Annotated in this window: 20 protein-coding genes and 2 pseudogenes; 8 read left to right on the top strand and 14 right to left on the bottom strand. The window is 70.4% G+C overall.

From position 1 onward, the window contains the following. Positions 1-45: 45 nt before the first annotated feature. The 4 genes from ACWIF2_RS21985 to ACWIF2_RS22000 all read right to left on the bottom strand — a co-directional run bounded on the left by ACWIF2_RS21985 (position 46) and on the right by ACWIF2_RS22000 (position 5,985). A complete protein-coding gene (locus ACWIF2_RS21985) occupies positions 46-2,664 on the bottom strand; it encodes a PA14 domain-containing protein (RefSeq protein WP_454362323.1) in 2,619 nt (872 codons plus the stop codon). Positions 2,665-2,766: 102 nt separating this feature from the next. After that, complete coding sequence (gene glgC, locus ACWIF2_RS21990; protein ID WP_454362324.1) at positions 2,767-3,987, bottom strand: glucose-1-phosphate adenylyltransferase; 1,221 nt, start codon at positions 3,985-3,987, stop codon at positions 2,767-2,769. 51 nt (positions 3,988-4,038) lie between these two features. Further along, complete coding sequence (gene glgA, locus ACWIF2_RS21995) at positions 4,039-5,190, bottom strand: glycogen synthase (protein ID WP_454362325.1); 1,152 nt, start codon at positions 5,188-5,190, stop codon at positions 4,039-4,041. A 39-nt stretch (positions 5,191-5,229) separates the two neighbouring features. Continuing rightward, a complete protein-coding gene (locus ACWIF2_RS22000; RefSeq protein WP_454362326.1) occupies positions 5,230-5,985 on the bottom strand; it encodes a (2Fe-2S)-binding protein in 756 nt (251 codons plus the stop codon). A gap of 210 nt (positions 5,986-6,195) precedes the next feature. Between ACWIF2_RS22000 and ACWIF2_RS22005 the strand changes: the two are divergent. After that, positions 6,196-7,021, top strand: a pseudogene (locus ACWIF2_RS22005) (DMT family transporter); the annotation flags it as partial. 801 nt (positions 7,022-7,822) lie between these two features. Here ACWIF2_RS22005 and ACWIF2_RS22010 read toward each other — a convergent pair. Then, the gene (locus ACWIF2_RS22010) at positions 7,823-9,115 is read right to left on the bottom strand and encodes a transglycosylase family protein (RefSeq protein ID WP_454362327.1); all 1,293 of its coding nucleotides are present in this window, start codon (positions 9,113-9,115) and stop codon (positions 7,823-7,825) included. A gap of 348 nt (positions 9,116-9,463) precedes the next feature. On the opposite strand from ACWIF2_RS22010, the gene gndA reads away from it, so the two are divergent. Continuing rightward, positions 9,464-10,903, top strand: coding sequence for an NADP-dependent phosphogluconate dehydrogenase (gene gndA / locus ACWIF2_RS22015; protein WP_454362328.1), 1,440 nt, complete (start codon positions 9,464-9,466; stop codon positions 10,901-10,903). A gap of 451 nt (positions 10,904-11,354) precedes the next feature. Here the strand turns inward: gndA and ACWIF2_RS22020 are convergent, their stop codons facing one another. Together ACWIF2_RS22020 and panD are read right to left on the bottom strand one after the other, a co-directional pair. Continuing rightward, a complete protein-coding gene (locus ACWIF2_RS22020; protein WP_454362329.1) occupies positions 11,355-11,699 on the bottom strand; it encodes a GNAT family N-acetyltransferase in 345 nt (114 codons plus the stop codon). Positions 11,700-11,729: 30 nt separating this feature from the next. Beyond that, on the bottom strand, positions 11,730-12,149 hold the full coding sequence (panD, locus tag ACWIF2_RS22025; protein ID WP_454362330.1) for an aspartate 1-decarboxylase: 420 nt from the start codon (positions 12,147-12,149) through the stop codon (positions 11,730-11,732). A gap of 301 nt (positions 12,150-12,450) precedes the next feature. Here panD and ACWIF2_RS22030 point away from each other — a divergent pair, with 301 nt between their 5' ends. Further along, positions 12,451-13,071, top strand: a complete 621-nt coding sequence (locus ACWIF2_RS22030; protein ID WP_454362331.1) for a hypothetical protein — start codon at positions 12,451-12,453, stop codon at positions 13,069-13,071. A gap of 81 nt (positions 13,072-13,152) precedes the next feature. Here ACWIF2_RS22030 and ACWIF2_RS22035 read toward each other — a convergent pair whose 3' ends face one another. The 3 genes from ACWIF2_RS22035 to ACWIF2_RS22045 form a co-directional block, all read right to left on the bottom strand. Further along, entirely contained in the window at positions 13,153-14,118 is a 966-nt protein-coding gene (locus tag ACWIF2_RS22035) for an SMP-30/gluconolactonase/LRE family protein (RefSeq protein WP_454362332.1), read from the bottom strand. Between the two features lie 155 nt (positions 14,119-14,273). Beyond that, complete coding sequence (locus tag ACWIF2_RS22040) at positions 14,274-14,984, bottom strand: MmyB family transcriptional regulator (RefSeq protein ID WP_454362333.1); 711 nt, start codon at positions 14,982-14,984, stop codon at positions 14,274-14,276. 214 nt (positions 14,985-15,198) lie between these two features. Continuing rightward, on the bottom strand, positions 15,199-16,575 hold the full coding sequence (locus tag ACWIF2_RS22045) for a mucin-1 (protein ID WP_454362334.1): 1,377 nt from the start codon (positions 16,573-16,575) through the stop codon (positions 15,199-15,201). 208 nt (positions 16,576-16,783) lie between these two features. Here ACWIF2_RS22045 and ACWIF2_RS22050 point away from each other — a divergent pair, with 208 nt between their 5' ends. The 4 genes from ACWIF2_RS22050 to ACWIF2_RS22065 all read left to right on the top strand — a co-directional run bounded on the left by ACWIF2_RS22050 (position 16,784) and on the right by ACWIF2_RS22065 (position 21,181). Further along, the gene (locus ACWIF2_RS22050) at positions 16,784-17,803 is read left to right on the top strand and encodes a LacI family DNA-binding transcriptional regulator (protein WP_454362335.1); all 1,020 of its coding nucleotides are present in this window, start codon (positions 16,784-16,786) and stop codon (positions 17,801-17,803) included. A gap of 97 nt (positions 17,804-17,900) precedes the next feature. Continuing rightward, positions 17,901-19,244, top strand: coding sequence for an ABC transporter substrate-binding protein (locus ACWIF2_RS22055; protein WP_454362336.1), 1,344 nt, complete (start codon positions 17,901-17,903; stop codon positions 19,242-19,244). Between the two features lie 94 nt (positions 19,245-19,338). Continuing rightward, positions 19,339-20,331 carry a carbohydrate ABC transporter permease gene (locus tag ACWIF2_RS22060; RefSeq protein ID WP_454362337.1) on the top strand — a complete coding sequence of 331 codons (993 nt, stop codon included), beginning with the start codon at positions 19,339-19,341 and terminating at the stop codon, positions 20,329-20,331. A gap of 7 nt (positions 20,332-20,338) precedes the next feature. After that, positions 20,339-21,181: a carbohydrate ABC transporter permease gene (locus tag ACWIF2_RS22065; protein ID WP_454362338.1), complete on the top strand. Its 843-nt coding sequence runs from the start codon at positions 20,339-20,341 to the stop codon at positions 21,179-21,181. Between the two features lie 128 nt (positions 21,182-21,309). Here the strand turns inward: ACWIF2_RS22065 and ACWIF2_RS22070 are convergent, their stop codons facing one another. The 4 genes and pseudogenes from ACWIF2_RS22070 to ACWIF2_RS22085 all read right to left on the bottom strand — a co-directional run. Continuing rightward, positions 21,310-21,591: a hypothetical protein gene (locus ACWIF2_RS22070; protein WP_454362339.1), complete on the bottom strand. Its 282-nt coding sequence runs from the start codon at positions 21,589-21,591 to the stop codon at positions 21,310-21,312. Then, positions 21,588-22,013, bottom strand: a complete 426-nt coding sequence (locus ACWIF2_RS22075; RefSeq protein WP_454362340.1) for a hypothetical protein — start codon at positions 22,011-22,013, stop codon at positions 21,588-21,590. Before ACWIF2_RS22075 ends, ACWIF2_RS22070 begins: the two co-directional genes overlap by 4 nt. Before the next feature lie 6 nt (positions 22,014-22,019). Next, positions 22,020-22,772, bottom strand: a complete 753-nt coding sequence (locus tag ACWIF2_RS22080) for a hypothetical protein (RefSeq protein WP_454362353.1) — start codon at positions 22,770-22,772, stop codon at positions 22,020-22,022. A gap of 125 nt (positions 22,773-22,897) precedes the next feature. Continuing rightward, positions 22,898-23,524: pseudogene (locus ACWIF2_RS22085) on the bottom strand (glycoside hydrolase domain-containing protein); the annotation flags it as partial. 144 nt (positions 23,525-23,668) lie between these two features. Here ACWIF2_RS22085 and ACWIF2_RS22090 point away from each other — a divergent pair. After that, the gene (locus ACWIF2_RS22090; RefSeq protein WP_454362341.1) at positions 23,669-24,325 is read left to right on the top strand and encodes an isochorismatase family protein; all 657 of its coding nucleotides are present in this window, start codon (positions 23,669-23,671) and stop codon (positions 24,323-24,325) included. Positions 24,326-24,440: the final 115 nt, after the last annotated feature.

The raw sequence follows: 24,440 nt of genomic DNA on the forward strand, positions 1-24,440 counted from the left end.
GATCAGGGCGCTCATGGTGAAAGGACCCCTATGGTGCATGTGCCGTCAGTCCAGCACAGGTTGCGGCGCCGGGCATCCCGTGGGAGTCACCCGGGAGGCGTCACGTATCAACGCCTGGTGCGCCGCCTTGAGCCGGGCCGTGTCCGGTTTCAGGACGGCTCGGTCGTAGGTGAGGAAGCCGTTCAGCTCACCCTCGACGTCCGCGATCTGGGTGTACACGGCACCGTTGCCGCCCTTGCAGACCAGGGCCCGGACCTCGTCGAGCTTCGTCAGGTAGTCCTCGGTGTAGGTGGCCGGGTCGACATCGACGTAGGACTGCTGCACCGACCAGGCGTGGCCGGGCACCGCAAGGCCGAGGCCGCCGTACTCGCCGCTGACCAGGGCACGCTCGCCGTCCGGGCGCGGCGGCAGGGCCGGGCTCGGATAGCCGTGCTCGTCCATGAGGTCCCCGGTGCCGCCGTCGGCGCCGAGGTTCAGCCCGGACTGGCCGTTGACCAGCCGGGTGGGGTCCCACGCCTTGGCCTGCTCGGCGACCCGGCCCACGTCGTACTGGCCCCAGCCCTCGTTGAAGGTCACCCACATGACGACCGACGGGCTGCTGATGTGCTCGTCGATCATCTCCTTCATCTCGCGCTCGTACCGCGCGCGGGAGGTCGCGCTCGGGTTCACCCCGGCCGTCATCGCGGGCATGTCCTGCCACACCAGCAGCCCGAGCCGGTCCGCCCAGTAGAACCAGCGGTCCGGCTCGACCTTGATGTGCTTGCGGACGGAGTTGAAGCCGAGCCGCTTGTGCGCCTTCAGGTCGTAGGCGAGGGCCTCGTCGGTGGGCGCGGTGTGCAGGCCGTCCGGCCAGAAACCCTGGTCGAGGGTGGCCATCATGAAGACCGGCTCGCCGTTGAGCACCGTGCGCGGGACGCCGTTCACCTTCTCGACGGCGATGGAGCGCATCCCGAAGTAGCTCCCGACCCGGTCGGCGCCGACCTTCACCTTGAGCTTGTAGAGGAACGGGTCGTCGGGCGACCAGAGTCGCGGGTCGCGGACGGACAGCGTCAGCGGGCCGCCGGTGCGGCCGCTCGCCGTGGCCACCTCGCGCTTCCCGTCGTACGCCGTCGCCGTGATCGGTACGCCGTCCCGGACACCGCGGGCCTCCACGGTCAGCTTCTCGCCGGCCACGTCCGGGGTGAGCTTGAGGGAGTCCGCGTGGTCGCGGGCCACCGGCTCCATCCAGACCGACTGCCAGATGCCGGAGGAGGGGGTGTACCAGATGCCGCTGGGGTCCAGGCGCTGCTTGCCGAGCGGCGGGTTCTCGCCGGATGCCGCGTCGGTCGGGTCGTAGACGCCGACGATGAGCTCCTGGGTGCGGCCGGGCTTCAGCGCGTCGGTGACGTCGGCGCTGAACTTGTCGTAGCCGCCCTCGTGCTCGGCGACCTTCCTGCCGTTGACGTACACCTCGGACCGCCAGTCGACGCCGCCGAAGTTGAGCTTGAGCCGCTTGCCGGAGCCGATGTCCCAGTCGCGCGGGACCGTGAAGGTGCGGCGGTACCACATGCGGTCCTCGTGCCGTTCGATGCCGGAGAGCTGGGACTCCACCGGGTACGGGACGAGGATGCGCTCCTTCAGGTTCTTGCCGACGGGCGGCTGCTCGCCGGGCTCGGCGGCGGCGAACTGCCAGCGGCCGTTGAGGCCCTGCCAGGCGTCCCGGGTCAGCTGCGGGCGCGGGTACTCGGGGTGGGCGTTGTCCGGCCCGACCTCGTCGGCCCAGCGGGTGCTCAGCTGATGCGTGGAGCGGTTGGGGCCGCTGCTCCAGAACTCACTGACAACGTTGCCGTCGGTGTCGGAGAGGCCGCCCTGACCGTCGTAGCGGATGTCGGCGGTGCCGCGGGCCGTGCCGGTCTTGTTGCCGACGACCGGCTCGTCGAGGGCGACCAGGAGGGACGTGGGGTCGGACGGGTCCGGTCGGGCCGCGCCCACGGGCCACTCGGCGCCGCCGATCACCGCCTTGAGGTGGTCGGTGAAGCCCGCCGGGGGTGCGGCGAGGGGCTGGGCGAAGTCGAGCTTCAGGGTGCGTCCGGTGGACTGGACGGTGGCCGCGAGCGCTCCGTCGTAGTCGAAGCCGTCGGGGAGGCGGAACGCCGACTGCGGGACCGGCTCCTTGGCGCCGCCGGGCTGGGTCCAGCGGAGGTGGAGGTTGGAGCCGCCGTAGTGCTCGAAGTACTCGACCTTGATGTCGTAGGCCTTGCCCGCGGTCAGGTCGACGGGCTGGGCGGTCTGTTCGCGGTCCCAGTCGTCCACCCAGTGGTCGATGACGGGCTTTCCGTCGATCCAGAGGCGGAAGCCGTTGTCGCCGATGACCGAGAAGGTATGGGGGCCGGTCTTCTCCGGGACGATCTTTCCGGTCCAGCGGACGCTGACGTCGTCCGACCGGCCGGTGGTGAAGTTCAGGCGCGGTTCCAGGTTGTCGAAGTCGAGGTCCTGGTCGAAGGTCGTCGCCTTGAGGGTGTGGAAGTCGAAGGTGCCGGGGGCGGAGTGGGTGAAGTACTCGCCCTTGAGGCCGTGGATCTCTGCGGGGTCGTCCGCCAGGGCGGGGGCCGCGGTCAGGCCGGTGAGGCCGAGGAACGCGGCGAGCAGTAACGCGAGCCGGTTTCTGAGGGGTCCGGTACGCACGGAACCTCCGTTTACAACGATGTCATATCCGGGCGCAGGCATGACAACACGGATTCCGCTCTTCGTCCAGAGGCAGGACAAAGTCCCCCGGCAGAGACCGCCTCAGGTGACCAACTGGTCCTTCCCCAGGGCGATGACGCCGCCCTTGGACACCGTGTACAGCTCGGCGTCCCGCTCCGGGTTGACGCCGATCGTCGCGCCCGGCGGCACCTCTACGTTCTTGTCGAGGACGGCGCCGCGCACCACCGCACCCCGGCCGATGTGCACGTTGTCGTGCAGCACGGAGCCCTGCACCACCGCCCCCGGGTCCACCACGACACCCGGCGACAGCACGGACCGCGTGACCTGGCCGCGCACCAGGCAGCCCGCGCTGATGATGGACTCGCTGGCGATGCCGCCGGCGTTGAAGCGGGCCGGCGAGAGCTGGTACGAGTGCGTGTAGATCGGCCAGTCGCGGTTGAACAGGTTGAAGGCGGGGCGCTCGGCGATCAGGTCCATGTGGGCCTCGTAGTAGGCGTCCAGCGTGCCGACGTCCCGCCAGTAGCCCTGGTCGCGGGTGGTCTCGCCCGGCACGTGGTTGGCGCTGAAGTCGTACAGCGCCGCCTCGCCCCGGTCGGTGAGCTGGGGCAGGATCGAGCCGCCCATGTCGTGCACGGAGGCCTCGTCCTCCGCGTCCCGCCGGAGCGCCTCGATGAGGGACTTGGTGGTGAAGATGTAGTTGCCCATGGAGGCGAAGACCATGTCGGGGTCGTCCGGCAGACCGGGCGGATCCGTCGGCTTCTCCAGGAAGCGCTCCACCGTCTGGCCGTCCGAGCCCGGCGTGATCACACCGAAGGACGAGGACTCGGTGCGCGGCACCCGGATCCCGGCCACCGTCACGCCAGCGCCGCTGTCGATGTGCTGGGCGAGCATCTGGCGGGGGTCCATGCGGTAGACGTGGTCGGCGCCGAAGACGGCGACGTACTCGGGGCGCTCGTCGTAGATCAGGTTCAGCGACTGCAGGATCGCGTCGGCGCTGCCCAGGTACCAGCGCGGGCCGAGGCGCTGCTGGGCGGGCACGGGCGTGACGTAGTTGCCGAGCAGGTTGGACATCCGCCAGGTGGTCGTGATGTGCCGGTCCAGCGAGTGCGACTTGTACTGCGTCAGGACGCAGATGCGCAGGATGTCGCCGTTGACGAGATTGGACAGCACGAAGTCGACCAGGCGGTAGGTACCGCCGAAGGTGACCGCGGGTTTGGCGCGGTCCGTGGTCAGGGGCATCAGGCGTTTGCCCTCGCCGCCGGCCAGCACGATTCCCAGGACCGAAGGACCACCACGACGCATGGCCGCTCCCCTCACGCCGATTTCCCGATGCCTGCCCCTGTGCGGGACGCGCTAAGCCTGTTTCTGGATCTCCTCGTAGAGCCGGACCGTACGGCGGGCCACCGCGTCCCAGCCGAACTCGCCGACCGCCCGCTCCCGCCCGGCCACGCCCATCCGCCCGGCGGTCTCCGGGTCGCCCAGGACGGTGTCCATGGCCCGGGCGAGACCCGCCTCGAAGTCGTCACCGGCCGGGACGAGCAGACCGGTCCTGCCGTCGTCCACGACCTCGGGGATGCCGCCGACCGCCGAGGCCACCACGGGCGTGCCGCAGGCCATCGCCTCCAGGTTCACGATGCCGAGCGGCTCGTACACCGAGGGGCAGACGAACAGCGCGGCGTGCGTGAGGAGCTGGATCACCTCCGGGCGCGGCAGCATCCGCGGAATCCAGAACACTCCGTCGCGTACCCGGCTCAGCTCCCCGAACAGCTCGCGGAACTCCTGGTCGATCTCCGGCGTGTCCGGTGCTCCCGCGCACAGCACGACCTGCGCGGCCGGGTCGATGTCCCGCACCGCGCGCAGCAGGTGGGGCACGCCCTTCTGCCGGGTGATCCGGCCGACGAACAGCACGTACGGACGGGAGCGGTCGAGTCCGATCCGGTCCAGGGCGTCCGTGCCGTGGTCGGGCCGGTAGAGGGCCGTGTCGATGCCGTTGTGCACGACGTGGACCCGCTCCGGGTCCAGTGCGGGGTAGCAGCCGAGGATGTCCTCGCGCATGGCCCCGGACACCGCGATCACCGCGTCCGCCGCCTCGATCGCGGTGCGTTCGGCCCAGCTGGACAGCTCGTAGCCGCCGCCGAGCTGCTCGGCCTTCCAGGGGCGCAGCGGCTCCAGGGAGTGGGCGGTCATCACGTGCGGGATGCCGTACAGCAGCTTGGCGAGGTGGCCGCCGAGGTTGGCGTACCAGGTGTGGGAGTGGACCAGTTCCCGGCCCTCCAGGGCGGCGGCCATGGCGAGGTCCACGGAGAAGGTGCGCAGCGCGTCGTTGGCGCCGTCGAGCGTGGACCAGGGCCGGTGGCGCCGCACGCCGTCGGCGCGGCCCTCGCCCCAGCAGTGCACGTCCAGGTCGACCAGGGCTCTGAGCTCCCGGGCGAGGAACTCCACATGGACGCCCGCACCGCCGTACACATCCGGCGGGTACTCCCGGGTCAGCAGTCCCACTCGCACCCGCAACTCCCTGCTCTCAGCGGCCGTTCCCTTTCATGGTCACCCAGATGGGGCGTGTGGGGAAGACCGAGGCGGCTGCGTGAAGCAACAGTCGCCGCAGACGCCCCCGCCGGGCACCCGGTAGTACAGACAGCAGCTGCGGCGCCGGAAGGCCGTGCCGGTGAGGGTTCCGGAGCCCGCCAGCAGGGGGTGCGCGAGGAGTTCGGCGGCCAGGGAGCGGGCCCGGGCGGCGGTGTCCGTACGGTCGTGCCGCCGGGCCCAGCGGTCGAGTTCGCGGGCGGCGCCGGCCAGCGCGGAGGCGGCGTTGCCGCGCAGCAGGCCGGGTGCGAGGCGGTAGTGGGCGCGCAGGGCCGCCGCCAGGGGTTCGAGGTGGCCGAGCAGGACGGTGTCCGCTACGGTCGCCGCGTCCCCGGGGAGCGGTCGTACGCCGGTCAGCCACAGGTCGTCGGGGGCGCTGCCGTCGGCGTCCCAGCGCAGCAGCCGGGCGTCGAGGTCGGGGGCGCTGCCGTGGAGGACGGCGCAGCCCAGCGCGACGGACCACAGGCGGGCCGCGAGCCCCTGGTGCGTGATGGACGCCGCGACGCGCAACTCCGGGGCGTGCAGGGCGCCGGCCACCTTGTGGACGCGAAAAATCAGGGGATTTCCGCACACGTCCGGTGACGTTTCGCGGTAGGCCTGTGCGAGAGTGGGAAGAGGCCTGGCCGCCGCTCCTTCCGTGCGCAGCACGAAGAAGCCGCCGAGCGGGCGGAGCGCGGCGAGGGCGGGGTCGAGGTCCACGAAGACCAGTAGTACCAAGGCCCCTAGGGGATGCGACCCGGTGGCCCCCGACCATGGTCGCCCACCCTGGGGATGACGGTGCTCCCCTCGTACTCCATCGGCAGTAGGACCCAATGAGTGCTCAGGGACGACGACGGGAAGACCTGGACACGGCAGGGTGTTGGACATGAAAGCCGACCTTTCGCCGCGCCGGGTATATAGCCCCCGCCTGACGCAGAGGAGCAGCCGATGAGCGCCCTCGCGTTGTCCGTCCTGCTGTCCCTCGTGTCCGCCGTCGCGTACGCGGGCGGGGCGATCGTGCAGGAGCGGGTGGCGGAGTCCTCGCCGGGCGAGGAGTACGCGCCGCTGCGCCGGCCGGGCTGGTGGGCGGCGGTCGGGCTCAACGGTCTCGGCGGAGTGCTGCACGTGGTGGCGCTGGCATACGGTCCGCTGAGCCTGGTGCAGCCGCTGGGCGCGCTGACCATCGTGGTGGCCCTGCCGATGGCGGCGCTGTTCGTCGGCCGCAAGGCGGGCGCCACGGCCTGGCGGGGCGCGATCATGGCGACGGTGGGTCTCGCCGGTCTGCTGTCCCTGGTCGCCGCGTCCGACGCGCGGTCGCTGGACACGGCCCAGCGGGTGGCCGTGGCCGTCGTCACCGCGGGTGCGGTCGTGGCGCTGATGATCGCCGCCCGGGCCGCGCACCGGCACCCGGCGGTCCGCAGCATGCTGCTGGCGACGGCCTCCGGTATCGCGTTCGGCATGTCCTCGGTGTTCACCAAGACCGTCGCGGTCGACTGGACCGGCGGTGTGTCGGCGGCCGACGTGCCCTCGCTGGCCGTGATCGGTGTCCTCGCCACGGCGGGCATGCTGCTGTCGCAGGCCGCGTACCGGGGCGGCGGCCTCACGGCCCCGCTGGCCACGCTGACGGTCGTGAACCCGGTGGTGGCGGCCGCGGTCGGCATCACGATGTTCGGAGAAACCTTCCGCTACGGCACGACGGGTACGGCGCTCGCCCTGAGCTGTGGCGTGGTGGCGGCGGGCGGCCTGATCCTCCTGACGACGGAACGGCTCGCGCAGGCCCAGCCGGAGAGCCCGGGGACGGGCCTGGAGGTCGCGGGCACGGGCCTGGTCCCCGTCGACACGGGCCTCGGGACGTCGGGGACGGTGCCCCAGCCTGCCCGGAGCGGACAGGGCCGGCCGGAGCCGGTGGGTGCCGGGTCCGCGAGCACGAGCGCTCCGGTCGGGGCGGTGGGCAGTCTGCCCGGAAGCAGGGGCGCGCTGCCCGAGACCGTGAAGGCGTCGCCTGTCGAAGTGGGCGGCCTGGCCGGGGCGGTGAACGGATTGCCGGAGCCCCGAAACGCGCCGCCCGAGACGGTGCGGGCCGCGCCCGCCGGCGTGGGCGCCCTGGCCGAGGTGGCGTGCGGCGCGCCCGGGCCCCGGAGCGCATCGGCCGAGATCGGCGCACCGCCCGAGGCCGTGCGGGCGTCGCCCGTCGGCGTCGGCGTGGGCGTGGGCGTGAGCAGCCTGGCCGACGCGGTGAACAGTTCGGAGGAGCCCCTGGGCGCACTGACCGGGACCGTGGGGGCCCCGCCTGTGGCCGTGGGTGTGCTGCCCAAGGCGCATGCCGGGGCAGGGGACCGTGGCGCGGTCGAGCGTGGCCGGTCCGGGGACCGTGGCGCGGTCGGGCGTGGCCGGTCCGGGGACGAAGCGATGCCCCTGGCCGCCGCCGAACCCGAGGCCGCGCCGGACGTGGTGTACGAGAGCGGGGCACCGTCGGTGGCCTCAGGCCCCGGCGAACGCCGCCCGCTCTCCTACGTGCCCTTCTACGCCATCCCGTACGTCCCGCTGCCCACGGTCGACCGGCACCGCACGCGCGTCAGATCGTGACGCCGCCGGCCCTGAGATAGGCCACCGGGTCGACGTCCGAACCGAAACCGGGCCCCGTCCGCACCTCGAAGTGCAGATGCGGGCCCGAGCTGTTGCCGGTGGAGCCGGAGCGGCCGATGCGCTGGCCTGCGGTCACCGTCTGCCCGTCCCGCACGGAGATCGCCGACAGGTGGGCGTACTGGCTGTAGCGGCCGTCCCCGTGCCGGACCACGACCTGGTAGCCGAACGAGCCGCCCCAGCCCGCGCTGACGACACTGCCCGCCGCGACCGACCTGATGGACGTGCCCGTGGGCACCGGGAAGTCGACGCCGGTGTGGTAACCCTTCGACCAGGACGAGCCCGCCTTGCGGTAGGGCGTTCCCAGGGAGCCGCTGACGGGAGCGACAAGGCCCTGCCGGGCGGACGTGGACCTTCCGGCGCGTTCCTTGCCCTCGTCCTTGGAGCGGTCCTTGGTGTGGTCCTTCGCCTGTTCCTTCGCCTGTTCCTTCGCCCGTTCCTTCGCCCGTTCCTTCGCGCGGTCAGGCTTCTTGGGCGACGGCTTGGCCGCCGGGGCCGGCTTGTGCGCGGGACGCGTCTTCGTGGCGCCCTCACCGCTCAGCGCGAGCCGCTGACCGGGCACGATCAGGTCGGGGTCGGCTCCTATGGCCGAGCGGTTCGCGGCGTACAGCCCCCGCCAGCCGCCCCTGACCTCCTGGTCGGACGCGATACCGGAGAGGGTGTCGCCGCGGACCACGGTGTACATCTCGGCGCTGCCCGCCCGGGACTGCGGCGTGGACTGCGGCCGCACGTCCTCGATGGACGTCTTCGCCCTCTTCCTCGTGTCCTTCTTCGCGTCCTTCTTCGCGTCCTTCTTCGCGTCCTTCTTCGTGCTCTCGGCGGCCGGCCGGATGTCGGGCTCGCCTCCGCCCCTGGTCAGTCCGGCCCGTACCGAGCAGACCGGCCAGGCGCCCGGGCCCTGCCCGTCGAGCACCTTCTCGGCGACGGCGATCTGCTGGTCCTTGGTGGCCAGGTCCGCGCGTGCCGCGTAGGTCCGGCCGCCGTACGCCTCCCAGGTGGACTGGGTGAACTGCAGACCGCCGTAGAACCCGTTTCCGGTGTTGATGCTCCAGTTGCTGGTGGACTCGCAGGCGGCGACCTTGTTCCAGGTGTCCACGTCCGCCGCCTGGGCGGCGCCGGTGCCCATGAACGGCAGTGCCATGCCCGCGCCACCCGCCGTGACGGTGAGTGAGGCGCGGTTGATCCTGTTCGGCTGATACCGGCGGTGCCGGCCGCGTACGGCCATCGATTGCCCCCCTAGACATGCGTCAGGAGGGGCAAAAGTAAGCGCTGCGAACCGGCCAGAACAAGACGGCTATCGGCCGCCCGGGAGTCCAAATGGCCGGTATGAGGCCCCTGTTGCGCGACGTGCGCCACGGAGGTGCACCGTGTACGCCACCCGGTGCGCGTGTGCGACGTGCGCGGGGACGCGTACATCGACTGAGCGCGAAGGGGCTTTCGTGCGTATCACGCTGCGCGACGTCGTACGACCCGCGCGTGCGGACGAAGTAGGGGCACGTCAGGATGGTCGACGGGGGCATGCTGGTGGACACCACCCGCAGCACCGATACCGAGGTCTTTAGGAGCCAACCGAATGAGCAGTACAGCGCAGATCGGCGTCACGGGTCTCGCGGTCATGGGCCGCAACCTCGCCCGCAACTTCGCCCGCAACGGCTACGCGGTGGCGGTGCACAACCGGACGCCCGCGCGCACGCACGCCCTGGTGGAGGAGTTCGGCGGCGAGGGGGAGTTCGTCGCGTGCGAGAGTGCCAAGGACTTCGTCGCGGCGCTGGAGCGGCCGAGGCGCCTGGTCGTGATGGTGAAGGCCGGTGACCCGACGGACGCGGTGATCCAGGAGTTCGCCCCGCTGCTGGAGCCCGGCGACATGATCATCGACGGCGGCAACGCGCACTTCGCGGACACCCGGCGCCGGGAGCGGGAGCTGCGCGAGCAGGGCATCCACTTCGTCGGCATGGGTGTCTCCGGTGGCGAGGAGGGCGCGCTCAACGGGCCGAGCATCATGCCGGGCGGCCCGAAGGAGTCGTACGACTCGCTGGGCCCGATGCTGGAGAAGATCTCGGCGAAGGCGGCCGACGGTTCGCCGTGTGTCTCTCACGTCGGTCCGGACGGTGCCGGGCACTTCGTGAAGATGGTGCACAACGGCATCGAGTACGCGGACATGCAGCTCATCGGCGAGGCGTACCAGCTGCTGCGTGATGTCGCCGGCTACTCCCCCGCGCAGATCGCGGAGATCTTCCGCACCTGGAACCAGGGCCGTCTCGACTCCTACCTGATCGAGATCACGGCCGAGGTGCTGTCGCACGTCGACGCGGAGACGGGCAAGCCGTTCGTGGACGTGGTGGTGGACCAGGCCGAGCAGAAGGGCACCGGCCGCTGGACGGTCCAGATCGCCCTCGACCTGGGCGTTCCGGTGTCCGGCATCGCCGAGGCCGTCTTCGCCCGCTCCCTCTCCGGCCACGCGGCGCTGCGGGAGGCCTCGCGCGGGCTGGCCGGCCCGAAGGCCAAGGCGCTCAGCGAGTCCGAGGCGCAGGCCTTCGCCGACCGGGTGGAGCAGGCGCTGTACGCGTCGAAGATCGTGTCGTACACGCAGGGCTTCCACGAGATCGACGCGGCCCGCGACGAGTACGGCTGGGACATCGACCTCGGCGCGGTCTCCGCGCTGTGGCGTGGCGGCTGCATCATCCGCGCGGCGTTCCTGGACCGGATCCGCTCCGCCTACGACACCCGCCCGGACCTGCCGAGCCTGCTGTCGGACGCGACGTTCGCCCAGGAGATCGCGGACGCCCAGGACGACTGGCGCGAGGTGCTGATCGCCGCGACCCGCGAGGGCGTGCCGACCCCCGGCTTCGCCGCGGCGCTCGCCTACTACGACGCCCTGCGCGCGGAGCGGCTGCCGGCGGCGCTGACGCAGGGGCAGCGGGACTACTTCGGCGCGCACACGTACCGCAGGGTGGACCGGGACGGGTCGTTCCACACGCTGTGGGGCGGGGACCGGTCGGAGGTCGAGGCGTAGGCGCTCGCCGCTGAGGGAATGGTGAGGGGCCGGTGGACTGTCTGTCCACCGGCCCCTTCTCGTTCCCGTTCTGGTGTGGTTCCCGTTCTGGTGTCCTTCAGGACAGCGGCGGGCCCGGCTCGGGGTTCGGTACGGGTTCCGGGCCCGGGGGGATCGGTGACGGGTCGGGACCCGGCACGGGGTCCGGCCCCGGGGGCGGGGTCGGGGACGGGGGCGGCGGGGTCGGCTCCGGGCCAGGCGGTGGCTGCGGATCCGGCACCGGGTCGGGGCGCGGCTCCGGTTGCTGGGGATCCGGGCCCGGTGTCGGCCCCGGGTGCACGGGGTCGGGAAACGGATTCGTCATGAGGCCCTCCAGCCAGTCGATCGACTCCGGCTCTGGACTACTCCCCCGCCTACCCGGCACCTGCTTCCCCAGTCACTCCGGCGCGGGACGGGAAGGGGGCCAGGTGGGTCAGAAGCGGCCGGGGTGGGCGGACAGCCAGTCCTTTGCCGCCGTCAGCAGTTCTGGATCGGCCGGGCGGGCCTCGTCGGGGTGGCGTTCGGCCCATCGGGTGACATAGGGGCACAGCGAGGCGACCGCGCTGTGCTCGCGGCCGGCGACGGCGTACAGCTCACGTGCCAGCGACCCCGCGATGCCCTGGCCCTCGTGCGCCGGCTCGACGATCGTGTGCACGGGCACGATCGCTCGCTCGGGGCTCTCGAGGACGAAGTACTCGACGCGGCCGACGACTTCACCGCCGGTCAGCGCCTCCAGGCGGCCGGCGGCCCGGTCGTCGCGGATCTCCAGGTCCTTCATACGGACGTGCTCCTGTCCCGTTGAGTCCGGTCAGGCCCCGACGGCCTGCGGGCTGCGCTGCTGGTCCGAGCCCGGCACCGGCTCGGACGGGTCGGCTCCCAGGGCCACGATCCTGTTGTCGCGGTCCACGTGCACGACCCTGGGGGTGAGTGCCCGCGCCTCGGCGTCCGTCACCTGTGCGTAGCTGATGATGATCACGAGATCGCCGGGGTGCACGAGATGCGCGGCGGCCCCGTTGATCCCGACCACCCCGGATCCGCGCTCGCCCTCGATGACGTACGTCTCCAGCCGGGCGCCGTTGGTGACGTCCACGATGTGCACGAGTTCGCCGGGCAGCAGATCGGCGGCGTCGAGCAGGTCGGCGTCGATGGTCACCGATCCCACGTAGTGCAGGTCGGCCTGGGTGACGGTGACGCGGTGGATCTTGGACTTGAACAGAGTACGCAGCATTTGGACTCCTGGAAGACGGCTCCCTGCCTGCTTTGTGCAGGTCAAGGGCGGTATTCACTCTACAACTGGCAAGCGCCCGACTCGAAGAGTGTGAGGAACATCGCTCCATGCCGACGAGCAGGCTCCACCATCACCTGTCCCGGGTTCATGATGATCGTCGGGAGGTGAACTTGGCCGTCAACATCGCCCAGGCCACGCCACGACGGCATGCTGAGGATGATGACCGTCGGCCTCGCGCGGATGACCCTTTGATGGCAGAGCCGAACGCTACGAGAAAAAAGCGGCAGAAGGGCACGACCCCATGGAATTGGAGCCACTTCTGTGGCGCTTGGCCGACAAGTACGCGCCCGCCCCGCCGGCCTACTCCGTCGCGTCCAGGCCCACGTGGTTCGACCACGCTGGTGATCTCGTCGTGGTGAACAGCCCGGTCACCTGGGAGACCCCGTGGCGCACCGAGGGCGGGTTCAGCCATCGAATCCCCGCCGGCAGCCATCCGGTGTACGTGGGCTCCTGCGCCTACGCCCCGCACGGCGAGGACGCCGAGGGACTCTGGCTCACCGTCACCATGCTCGTGATGCCGCTGGCCGAGTCCTCCCGGATCGAGGCGGCTGACTGGAACGTCCCGGGCTACCACGACGTCCACCTGATCGAGGACTACGCCGTCCTGTGGGGTGAAGAGGCCATGCGCGCGTCGCTCCCGCACGTGGACGGCTTGCCTTCCTTCGTCCGCGATGCGCGAAGTGACATTCGAGCCAGAGGGCCGCGTCACCGGCCGGACAACTGGACGAAGACGGTGTTGGACCGGGAAACCGGTGCGAACGCCTTCGTCTTCCCCGTACACGACGCGGAGTACGTCACCGGATACGAGATCGTCGACGACCACAGCAACCTGCTCTGCCTGGTATTGGCCGCGTGCGAATAGAGAACCGGGCAGGGACTCCGAGTTGGCATGCCGCTCCGGGATCGCCGGCGCACGACCGCGGGAATACCGCGCCCGCGCCGCTCAGCTCTCCAGTCGGAGGCGGATCAGATTGGGGTCCTCGGCGGTCAGGTACGCGGCGCTCGTGACATAGACAGTGTCCCCGCGCACGGCGACGGACGTGGGGTTCTGCAGCCCATCGGCCTGGGTCAGCACGACGGAGTGCCCACCGTCGGGCTTGACCAGCGCGACCTGACTCGTGCCGTTCAGAGTGGCAAGCAGCTGCTCGCCGCGGCCGGTGAAGGCGAAGTCGTCGATCCCCTGTAGCCCGGTAGCCTCGGTCCCCACCCGGCCGGCACCACCGTCCGGGCGGATGGGGATGCGCAGGATGGTGCCCTTGTCGAGGTTGGTGGCCCAGACCGCACCGTTGTGGATCTTCAGGCCGTTGACGCCGAGGAAGCCGGTGGAGGCCAGTTCGGGTGCGGCGGACCAGACGGCGGGGGTGCCACCGGTGGTGGGCACGCGCGAGATGGTGCCGAGTACGGAGTCGGTGATGTAGAGCGTGCGCGTGCGCGCGTCCAGGGCCAGGCCGTTGGGCAGCCCGCTCGCGGGGAGCGCGGCGATCCGCTGCGGCTTGCCGCCGGGGCGCAGGCGCCACACGCCGGTCAGGTCGGGCGTGCCGGTGGCGTAGAGGAAGTACAGCGTGCCGTCGTGCGCGCGCACGATGCCGACCGTCAGCGGGAAGCCCAGCACCGGGGTGTGGATGCCACCGTCGGCGGGCTTGGGCAGGGTGGCCAGTATCCGGGTGGTGCCGTCGCGAGAGACCTTGGCGACCTGTCGGCCTGCGGCGAAGGTGACATAGGCGTCCCCGTTGGGTGCCAGGGCTATGTTCTCTGGTGTCTGGCCCTTGGCCAGGTCGAAGTGCACGGACACCCGCGGGACGCTGTGCGGCGGGGTTGTGGTCGAGGCCGAGGCCGCCGGGCTGAGCGCGGCGGTGGCCGCGAGGAGGACGGCTGAGGCCGCCGTGAGAGTGAGAAGCTTCTTGGGCATGGTTCCTTCACTGGATGTGGCCAACGCACGTGTTGGCTGGGCTGGGGAGGGCATGCCGGACCGGACAACCACGCAGCTACGGGTCTCCGGCGGCTGGTGTTCGGTGCCCGCTGGTCCGGACACGCGCGGGTGCGCGGTCGCTGTGTGTGCGGGTCTCAGTCGGTGAGCATCTGAGATCTCGGCTGCGCCGAGCCGCGGAGGGGGTCCGGCGAGGTGGGCCGGGTGGTGGACGGTGCGGTGGCCTGGGCGAGCAGGGTCAGTGCGGCACGCGAGGGTGAGCCCGTCTCCGTGGTGGCAACGACGACGACGGGGCCGGACCCGTGGCTCAGGGTCTGCTGGATGACGGTGAGAGCGCCGACCAGCGGGTGCCGCATCTCGTATGCGGCGACGGTGCACGGCTTGACCCGGTGGTCGGCCCACATCGACGCGAACTCAGTGCTATTCGAGCCCAGTTCGCCCACCAACGCATGCAGCGCGCTGTCCTGCGGGTGCTGCCCGGCCACGAGCCTCAAGTTCCCCACAACGGCCCTGGCCTTACTGGGCCAGTCCACGTACAGCCCGCGGGTGTGATGGTCGAGGAACACCAGTCGGGCCATGTTGGGCCGCCCACCCGCACGCTGCGGGGCATCGGGGTCCAAGTGTCCGGCGAACAACGCGTGGCCCGATCGGTTCCACGCCAGAACGTCACTGCGTCGGCCGAGCACGACCGCGGGAACGTCACCCAAGCCCTCGGCATCCGCCGGGTGATGGCGGACGGTGACCGCCCGGTGCGACACCTCACGGCGGCAGTCGCCTGTCCGGCCGCCGACGTCGCGCGTCGCGTCGCGCCGCGTTCGGTGCCTACCCGGCGGCCAGGTTCTGACCACGGCTTCTCCTCAACCGCTGTTCCCCATAGCGACTCCCTCGCAGGACCGGCGGAAGGGCTGTTGCGGGAGGCGCGCCTTCCGCTCTTCGCGGTCCAGGGGACCATCGAGGACGCAGACACGGCGGATGGCGGACCTGCGACTGGTGAGAAAGCAGCCCGCGCGCATCCCGTGTGTTCGACGCCGTTTCCGCCGCGCTCGGTCATCGGCGCCGTCTTCACCGCCGGGCGGCAGGGGCCGCCGCGGTCGTCGCAGCCGCCCCGGGCCACACGGCCGAGGCGTCGTCCCGGTGCGGGTCGGGCAGGCGGATCGGGCGGACGGGGACCGGTCGGGCGCCGCCGGCGGTGACCGCCGTCCACGGGACGGGCCGACCGGAGTAGCACAGAGCGGTCAGCGTGAAGACGCCGTCGGCGTAGACCTCGACGTACTCGCCGACCGTGAGGACGCGCAACACCGAGGGGAGACTCGGCAGGACGGTCTGTGCCAGTACCCCGCCGCCGGGCCCGGTGACCCGGAGGTCGTTGCCGTCGCAGACCACGGCGAGGGCGGCACGGTCGTCGCCCGGGTCTTCGGCGCGCAGCACGACCTCGGTGGGGCCACTGACATCCACGTCGCCGACCGCGTGCGGCGCGGGGCCGCGGGTCTGCTCCTCGAGCCAGGGCTCCAGGCCGGTCCACCATGCGAGGTGGGGCGCCTCGCCCGGCGGTGCGACCAGCGTCTTGGGCTGGGCGAGCATGCCGCGGCAGCGGTCGCCGGTGTCGGTGAGGCCGACGCGGCGGGGGGTGGTGTGCAGTACGACGCGGGAGCCGTCGGGGGCGGCGACGACACGTGGGGCGTACGCGCCGGTCGGCCCGAGCGGGCCGCGGCGGGTCCAGGGGCCGCGCAGGCGCGGCGCGGTCCACGCCTCGAAGCCTCGGGTGGCGCCGATGGAGCCGAGCAGCAGCCAGCTGCCGTCGTCGAGGCGTTCGAGGACGGGGCACTCCAGCTCGTCGACGTCGCCGGGAGAGATCAGCGGCGGGTGGACGGTCCAGTGCTCCAGGTCGTCGGAGGTCGCCCAGGCCACGCAGCCGCTGACGTCGACCGGCAGGGAGGCGTCGGCGGCGCAGATCACCATGACCCAGCCGTCGGACTCGTCGTCGGGTACGACGAACGGGTCGCGCCAGCCCATGCGTTCACCCGTGCGGTACCACCGCGGGTCGGCCTCGGCGACCGGCCCCGTGCCGTGGCGGCGCCAGCCGGTGCCGTCGGTGCGCTCGGAGTGGGCCAGGCCGACCGACTGCAGGGGCCAGCCGTCCGGGGTGAGTCCGGAGACGGCGGTGTAGAGCATCGCCATGCCGCTGCCGTGCGGGAAGGCGTGCATGGTCCACACCGCCTGCTGGTCGAAGCGGCCCGGCAATCCGTTGCCGAAGGCGGTGCCCTGCGGCTCCCAGTGGACCAGGTCGGCGGAGGTGGCCCGCCCGTAGGAGGTCTCCATGCGCAGATGGTCGAACTCGGCCGTCCACGGGCCCTGCAGGTGCAGCACCGAGTAGGTACCGTCCGCGTGGCGCAGAAGGTCGAAGTCGTTCACGCAGAGGCCGGGCGGCGCGTATCGCATGGACGGGTCCTGTCTGCCGACAGCGGCACTCAAACGTGTGCGCTGTGCTCTTGCTGGTGAGGGTTCCTCTGAGAGTCAGCCGAAGTAAATCCGAACGCAAACGCTTGCGCAACTGGGTGGGCGGGTTTACGGTCTCGTCACTCCCCCCGCACGCCGACGTGCTGCCGGACCCCGGCCACGCGGTGTGCACCCGATCAAGGAGCGTTTCGTGACGGTCAGCATCACCGATGTCGCCGAGGCCACCGGGGTCTCGGCGTCCACCGTGTCCCGCGCCCTGCGCGGCCGTCCCGGAGTGTCGGAGGAGATGCGGGCACGGATCGTCGCGGCCGCCGCCGACCTGGGCTACACCGCGTCCCGTTCCGCCTCCAGCCTCGCCAGCGGGCGCACCTACACCATCGGCGTCGTCGTCCCCTACGTCGGCCGCTGGTTCTTCGGCACCGTGCTGGACGCGGCCGAGAAGGTCTTCAGCACCGCCGGTTACGACGTCCTGCTGTACAACCTCGGCACACCGGAGGCACGCAAGCGCTTCTTCACGAAGCTCCCGATCCGCAAGCGGGTCGACGCCGTGCTGTCCCTGCTGATCCCGGACCCGGAGGAGGCCGCCGCCCTGCGTTCCCTGGACGTGCCGCTGGCGACCACGGTCGGCGGCGCCCGGCCCGGCTTCACCGTTGTCGGCATCGACGACCGGGGCGGGGCGGAGAGCGCCGTACGGCACCTGGTGAACCTCGGCCACCGCCGGGTCGGCATGATCTCCGGCGCCAGCGAACCGCTGCACTGGACCACGCCCCTGGATCGTCGGCAGGGCTATCTGGACGTGCTGGCCGACGCCGGGATCGAGCCCGACCCCGCCCTGGAGGCAGACGGCGGTTACACGGTCGAGGGCGGCGAGCGGGCCATGACCGAGCTGCTGGCGCTGCGCCACCCGCCGACCGCCGTGTTCGCGCAGTCCGACGAGATGGCGATGGGCGCGCTGCGCGCCCTGCGCCGGCACCGGCTGCGGGTACCGGAGGACGTGTCCGTCGTCGGCTTCGACGATCACGAGCTGTCCGAGGTCGTGGGGCTCACCACCGTGGCCCAGCCGGTCGCGGCACAGGGCCGGGAGGCGGCCCGGCTGCTGCTGGCGCAGCTGGACGAGCCGGACGCCGGGCCGCCGCGGCCCGTCGAGATGCCCATCCGCTTCATCCTCCGCGAGACCACCGCTCCGCCGCACAGCCGCCGGCAGCGGTAGCCCACCCATCTCCTCGACACCCACCCCCCGGAGGGCCGTTCCCGCCCTCGGCCCCACCGTCCGCGCACCCACCGCACACCCGCTCGGAGGCACCACCATGATCACCGGAATCGCAAGACACCGTCGTACGGGCCTGACGGCCCTCGCTCTGCTGCCCCTGGCCGCGCTGGCCGCCTGCGGCGGCGGGGGCGGCGGCAGCGACACCTCCGCCGAGGAGGGCAGCGGCAAGGGCACCATCAGCGTCTGGGCCCACCAGGGACAGGCGAGCGAGGCGACCGCGCTGCAGAACGCGGTGAAGTCCTTCAACTCCTCGCAGAGCGCCGTCAAGGCCGAGCTGAAGCTGATCCCCGAGAAGGACTACACGAAGACCATCACCGCCACCGACGCCGCCGAACTGCCGGACGTCCTGGAGTTCGACGGCCCGACGATGGCCAACTTCGTCTACAACAGCAAGCTCGCCCCGGTCGACGGCCACGTCTCCGCCAAGACCCTCGGCAATGCCACCGACGCGATCAAGGCGCAGGGCGAGATCGACGGCAAGCACTACGGGCTGGGCATGTTCGACGCCGGGCTCGGTATGTACGCCAACAAGAAGCTGCTGGACGCGGCCGGCGTGAAGTACCCGACGAGCGTGGACGACGCCTGGACGGCCGAGGAGTTCGGCAAGGCCCTCAAGGCGCTGAAGGGCAAGGACTCCGACGGCAAGGTCCTCGACATATCGGAGCAGTACGGCCTGGCCTCCGAATGGGGCACCTTCGGATTCTCCCCGGTCCTCTGGTCGGCCGGCGGCGGCCTGCTGAAGGACGGCAAGGCCGAGGGCGCCCTGGACAGCCCTGAGACCGTCTCCGCGATGAAGACCTTCCAGTCCTGGAAGCCCTACGTCGACCCCAACACCGACGGCAACGCCTTCGCCCAGGGCAAGGTGGCGCTGAGCTGGGTCGGCCACTGGAACTACCCCGCCTACAGCGAGGCCCTCGGTGACGACCTCGCCGTGCTGCCGCTGCCCGACTTCGGCAACGGTCCCAAGACCGGCCAGGGTTCGTGGGCGTGGGGCATCGGCGCCGACAGCAAGAACGGCAAGGCCGCCGGCGCCTTCCTGGACTACCTGCTGAACGACACCAACGTCGGCGCGATGACCAAGGCCAACGGTGCGGTGCCCGCCACCAGGACCGCGCTGGCCAAAAGCGAGCTGTACAAGAAGGGCGGCCCGCTCCAGCTCTTCGCCGACCAGCTGGCCAAGCCGTGCGGCGACAGCGAGATCACCTCCTCCTGCGTCGCCGTCACCCGCCCGGTGACCGCCGGATACCCCACGGTCACCGCCAAGTTCAACACCGCCCTGAACTCGATCTACGGCGGCGCCGACCCCGAGGAAGCCCTGCAGAAGGCCGCCCGGGCCATCGACCGGGACTTCACCGACAACGCCGGCTACGAGATCCCGTAACCCACAGGACGTATCGGCCGGGGCGGGCCGTCGACGACACGACGACGCAGCGGTGTACCGACCCGCCCGCCCCGCCGGAAAGAAGGACCCTCCCGTGAAAACCGTGGAATCCGCGCCCGCCGCGCCCCCTGGCCGGGCACAGGCCGCCTCGTCCGCACGCCCCGCGAAGCCGTCGCGTCCCTCGCGCGGCAACCGCGACCGGCTGCACGGGCTGCTGATGTCGGCACCGGCCGTCGGCGGGCTGATCGCCTTCGTCGGCATCCCGTTCGGCTACGCCGTTGTGCTCTCCTTCTACAACGTGCGTCTCGGCTCCCCGCTGGAGCCCCGCTTCTTCGGCGTGGAGCACTACCGGCGGCTGTTCACCGACCCCGACCTGTCCGGCCCGTTCCTGCGGGCGCTGCTGAACAACCTGACCTTCGCCGCGGTCGTCGTACCGCTCCAGACGGGTCTGGCGCTGGCGCTGGCGATCCTGCTCAACCGCAAGCTGAAGGCGATCGGGCTGTTCCGGTCCTTCTTCTTCATGCCGGTGGTCTTCCCGATGGCGCTGGTCGCGGTGATCTGGCGGCTGATCCTCGCCCGCAGCGAGCAGGGCATGCTCAACTCCCTGCTGGACACAGTGAGTTTCGGCAACTGGGGCGCCTTCGACTGGCTCGGTGACGGCCTCACCGCGATGGGATCGATCATCGTGCTGTCGGTGTGGCAGGGCGTCGGCTTCCAGATGGTCATCCTGCTGGCCGGCCTCCAGCAGATCCCGGGCGAGCTCTACGAGGCCTCCGAGCTGGACCGGGCCTCGCGCTGGCAGCAGTTCCGGCACGTCACCCTGCCCGGCATCCGCGGCACCCTGGTGTTCGTCGCGATGCTGACCTCGGTGCTGTCCTTCCGGGTGTTCGACCAGGTGTACATCCTCATCCGGGGCGGCGGTCTGGACGAGGACGCCACCCGCACCGTGATGTACCAGGCCGTCACCACGGCCTTCGACCAGAACGACATCGGGCAGGCCTCGGCCGTCACGGTGGTGTTCTTCCTGATCGTCGTCGCCCTGACGATCGTCCAACGCCGCGTCGTCCGGCCCGACAACGAGGACTGACTCCACCATGGCCATGACCCGCACGCCCGTACGCCGCGTCCTCGACTACACCGTCCTGAGCGTCCTCGCGTTCGTCTTCGCCCTCCCCGCGCTCTACCTCTTCCTCGGCAGCCTCAAGCCGTCGGACGAGGTCCTGAACGGCCTGTCCGGCTTCCTGCCCACCCACCTCTCCTTCGACAACTACGCAGCCGTCCTCGACAGCCTGAACTCCGACAGCACCGGCTACTTCTGGCAGTTCATGGGCGTGTCGGTGCTGCTGTCGTTCGTGGTGGTGACGGGCGGGTTGATCGTCAACTCGATGGCGGCGTACGGGCTGACGCGGCTGAAGTGGCGGGGGCAGAACGCGGTGTTCACCCTCGTCCTGCTGCTGATGCTGATCCCGTTCGAGTCGGTGGCGGTGCCGCTGTTCTACATGTTCAACGGCCAGCGCAACACCCTGTTCATCCAGGCCCTGCCGTTCGTCGCCAACGCCTTCGCGATCTACCAGTTCCACACGTTCTTCAAGAAGATCCCGACGAGCATCGAGGAGGCGGCCCGGCTGGACGGCGCGGGTCCCTGGCGCACCTTCTTCGCGATCATCGTGCCGATGTCCAGGCCGGTGTTCGCCTCGGTCGCGATCCTCACCTTCCTCATCCAGTGGGGCTCCTTCCTGTGGCCGGTGCTGATGGTGTCCGACCCGTCGGTGCGTCCCCTCCCCCTGGAGATGAGTGTCTTCCAAGGACAGCAGCCCCCGGACTGGGGACAGATCCTCGCCTTCGGAGTCCTGCTCGTCCTGCCCGTCCTGGTCGTCTTCGCCTTCTTCCAGCGCTGGTTCGTCGAAGGGGTCGCCAGTTCCGCCGTCAAGGGCTGATCACGGGGCGATCGGGGTGTCGGGCGAGGGCATGCCGGTGGGCACGCCCAGCGGGAAATCCAGGGGCAGGTCCGGACAGGTCGCAGGTGACCGAGAAAGGGGCTCGGCCACCTGCCTGTGCCGTGTGATCAGGCCGCCTGCTTGCCGGCCAGTTTCTTCGCCGCTGTGATGCGCTTGGGGTCTTCGATGTTCTGGGTCCCGGCTCCCTTGCCGGGAGTGAGTCTCCATTGCCGGAGGGTCTCCGCGACCTGGGCGAGCTTTGTCGAGCCCGGTGAGACGTTCCACGAGTTGTCAGCGGCTTGGGCGGCGAGAGGGGTGAGAAGGCCTTCCCCGGTGGTGAGCAGTGCCGCTCCGGCCATGACACCGGTGAATCGCTTGAGCACGGTGCGGCGCGAGAACTTGGCGTTCATGAAGGAGCTCCAGGAGATTGTCCGACACGCTTGCGCAGGAATACGGAGGTGCCGGCCGAGACGACGGCGGAACACGCCAACAGGCACACCACCACGTTGACCGACATCGAGACGTACTCCACGGTGGTTCCGTCGGAGTACAGGCAGGCACTGCGAAGGGGCCAGTACTGTTGCTTGATGGCTGCCAGTTCGGCTCCGGCGTCGTTCTTGCTCTCGCACAGTTCGGGAAAGGGGCCTCCCAAGCTGACCGAGAACCAGCCGTAGCAGTACAGCGCCACCGCCAGGGAAAACAGGATCAGAGCGATGAGCGCGTAGATCTTCGGCAGAGGCAGCGGCGGATGGCTCAGCAGTATGAGGATCACTACGACGCCCACTGCCGCGGTGACCCCGCTCACCACAAGCAACGCGCCCATCAAAATCATGTGAAACTACCCCTTCTCCGCCTTCTGCGCGGCGAGGAACTTCGCTCGGCGGGCCACCTGCTGATCGATGAGGTTCTGCAGCGTCTCGGTGAAACCCGCGTAGAACTCGCTCATGACGGAGTCGGACTCGTTCCACGGTTCCTTGCCCAGCGGGCAGTTCCTCTGGATCAGGAGCGCACGGGTGGAGGACAGCAGCGTGTCATCGATCTGGTCCACCAGGAACGCCTTCGCCGTCGTGCCGATGTTGCTCGTGACACCGCCGAACCGGTAGAGCTTGAAGTCGCTGAACCGTGTGAGATGGCCCGTTCCGATGAGGATTCTCTTCAGTTCGTCGACGATATTCGTGCTGCCATTGTTCTTCAGACGCTCAGCGACCAGGAAGCCGTCGATGTCCTCGATGAGGTCGCCCAGCGCGAAGGTCGACGCCACATCGGGCCGGCACAGCGTCTTGCGGCAGAAGTCCAGTGGGGACGCGTTGTCCGAGCGACTCCACTCGCCGTAGAACGTGAGCAGATCACCGCCCCAGCTCGCCAGTTCGGCGCGGTTCGCCTTGCCCACTCCGGCGTTCCCCTTGAGGAAGTACCCACTGGCGCTCGCCACCAGGTGGTCCGGATTGACGATGACACCCATCGACGGGTCCGCGTACGCCATGTCCCTCGACCGGCCGATCCCCCGGCCGGAGGCATAGGTGATGAACGCGTCGTCGACCTCACCGAACAGCGCTCTCCACCGGGAGTCGGTGTACTTGTCCCAGCGCATGAACTGCAACGAGAGTTCGTTCGGATCGCCCTTACCGTAGGAGACTCTTCGACCGGTGAGGTGCCCGTGTCGTTGACCGACTTCTGCCCGAAGTCGGATCCGGGGCGGTGCGCCACCCGGTCCAGCCCGAAGGAGTCCGAACCACTGGTGAAGTCGAACTCCTTGATCTGGTTGAACGTCCAGTTCTGGGGCAGCGGGAAGCCGAGGTTGCCGGAGAAGCCGTAGGACATGCCGGAGACGTACGCGTACGGCACGTAGGCGCCACCGGAAACGCCGGCGCACACGTTTCGTGAGCCGTAGACGCCGACTATGTACTTGCTTCCGTTGCTCTTGAACGCGTCGTTCACACCGGAGAAGTAGTCGATGATCCGGTCCATGTCCGCCGCGGTGGCGTCGTAGTCGACCTCGAAGTAGATGACCGTGCTCCTGTTGAAGCCGTACCCCTCGGCCCGGCCGTGCGCCAGGCTGCCGTGCAGATAGCCGTTGGTGTACTTGAAGTCCGCGAGACGCCCGGCTGGATCTCCTTGTTCAGGGTGCTTCCGGCCGGCTCGTCCAGGTAGCGGCCCACGGCGCGATATCCCGCGTCGTAGAGGGCCGCTGCCCGCTGGGCGGTGATGGTGAACCGGGTGTCGCAGGCGTTGACCGGGCGATCCGGGTTCCCGTAGGAGACGAGCAGCTGCGCCCAGGTGTCGAAGTCGGCCTTGCCGGTCTGGCTGATCGCGGAGAAGCGAGAGTGTCATGACCATGAACATTGCTTGATCTAGACCGGCATGCCGTGCGGCCAGGGGCGCGTGTGCGTCAACTCCAGCCCCACAGAGCTCAATTTAGGTTAGGCTAAGCTAAATTTCTCGTGTTGGGTCCGGACCGCGTCGCGTGATCGGGGGGAGAGAATCACCATGGGCTTGCCGGCCATCGGCTCCTATCCCATGCCGGATCGCTCCGCGATCCCCCGGTCGCACGTCTCCTGGCGGATCGACCCGGCGCGTGCCGCGCTTCTGGTCCACGACATGCAGAACCACTTCGTCCGGGCCTTCCCCGCCGACCGTGCCCCCGTGGTGGAACTCGTCGACAACATCGCGGCGCTCAGGGAACTCGCCGACACCCTGGACATGCCGGTCGTCTTCAGCGCGGAGCCCGCCGGGCAGCCGCCCGCGCAGCGGGGGCTGGTCGGTGACATGTGGGGGCCGGGGATAGGGGACGAGCCGGATGCCGCGGCGATCATCGCGCCCCTCACCCCCCGGCCCGGCGAGCATCTGCTGGCGAACGTGCGCCACAACGCCTTTCTGCGCAGCCATCTCGGCAGGCTGCTGCGCTCGCAGAACCGGGACCAGCTGATCATCTGCGGGGTGCACGCGCACCTCGGTGTCCTGCTGACCGCGGCGGACGCCTTCATGAACGACATCCAGCCGTTCGTCGTCGCCGACGCGGTCGCCGACTTCTCCGCCGAGGAGCACACCCTGGCGCTCCGGTGGGCCGCGCGGACCGGCGTGGTCTGTACGACGGACGGTCTGCTGCGCGCCCTGCTCCTGCACCGGGAGCGGAGGAACGCGTGACGCCCGCGGCGCGGAGCACCGGTGCCTTCCTCGACACACCCTCGAATTGGAGTGACTCCGTGAGCGTGACCCAGGCCGACCCGGTCGCGACAGGCTCTCCCCGCCTTCCCCAGCC

This window comes from Streptomyces sp. NPDC055506 (assembly GCF_053643595.1).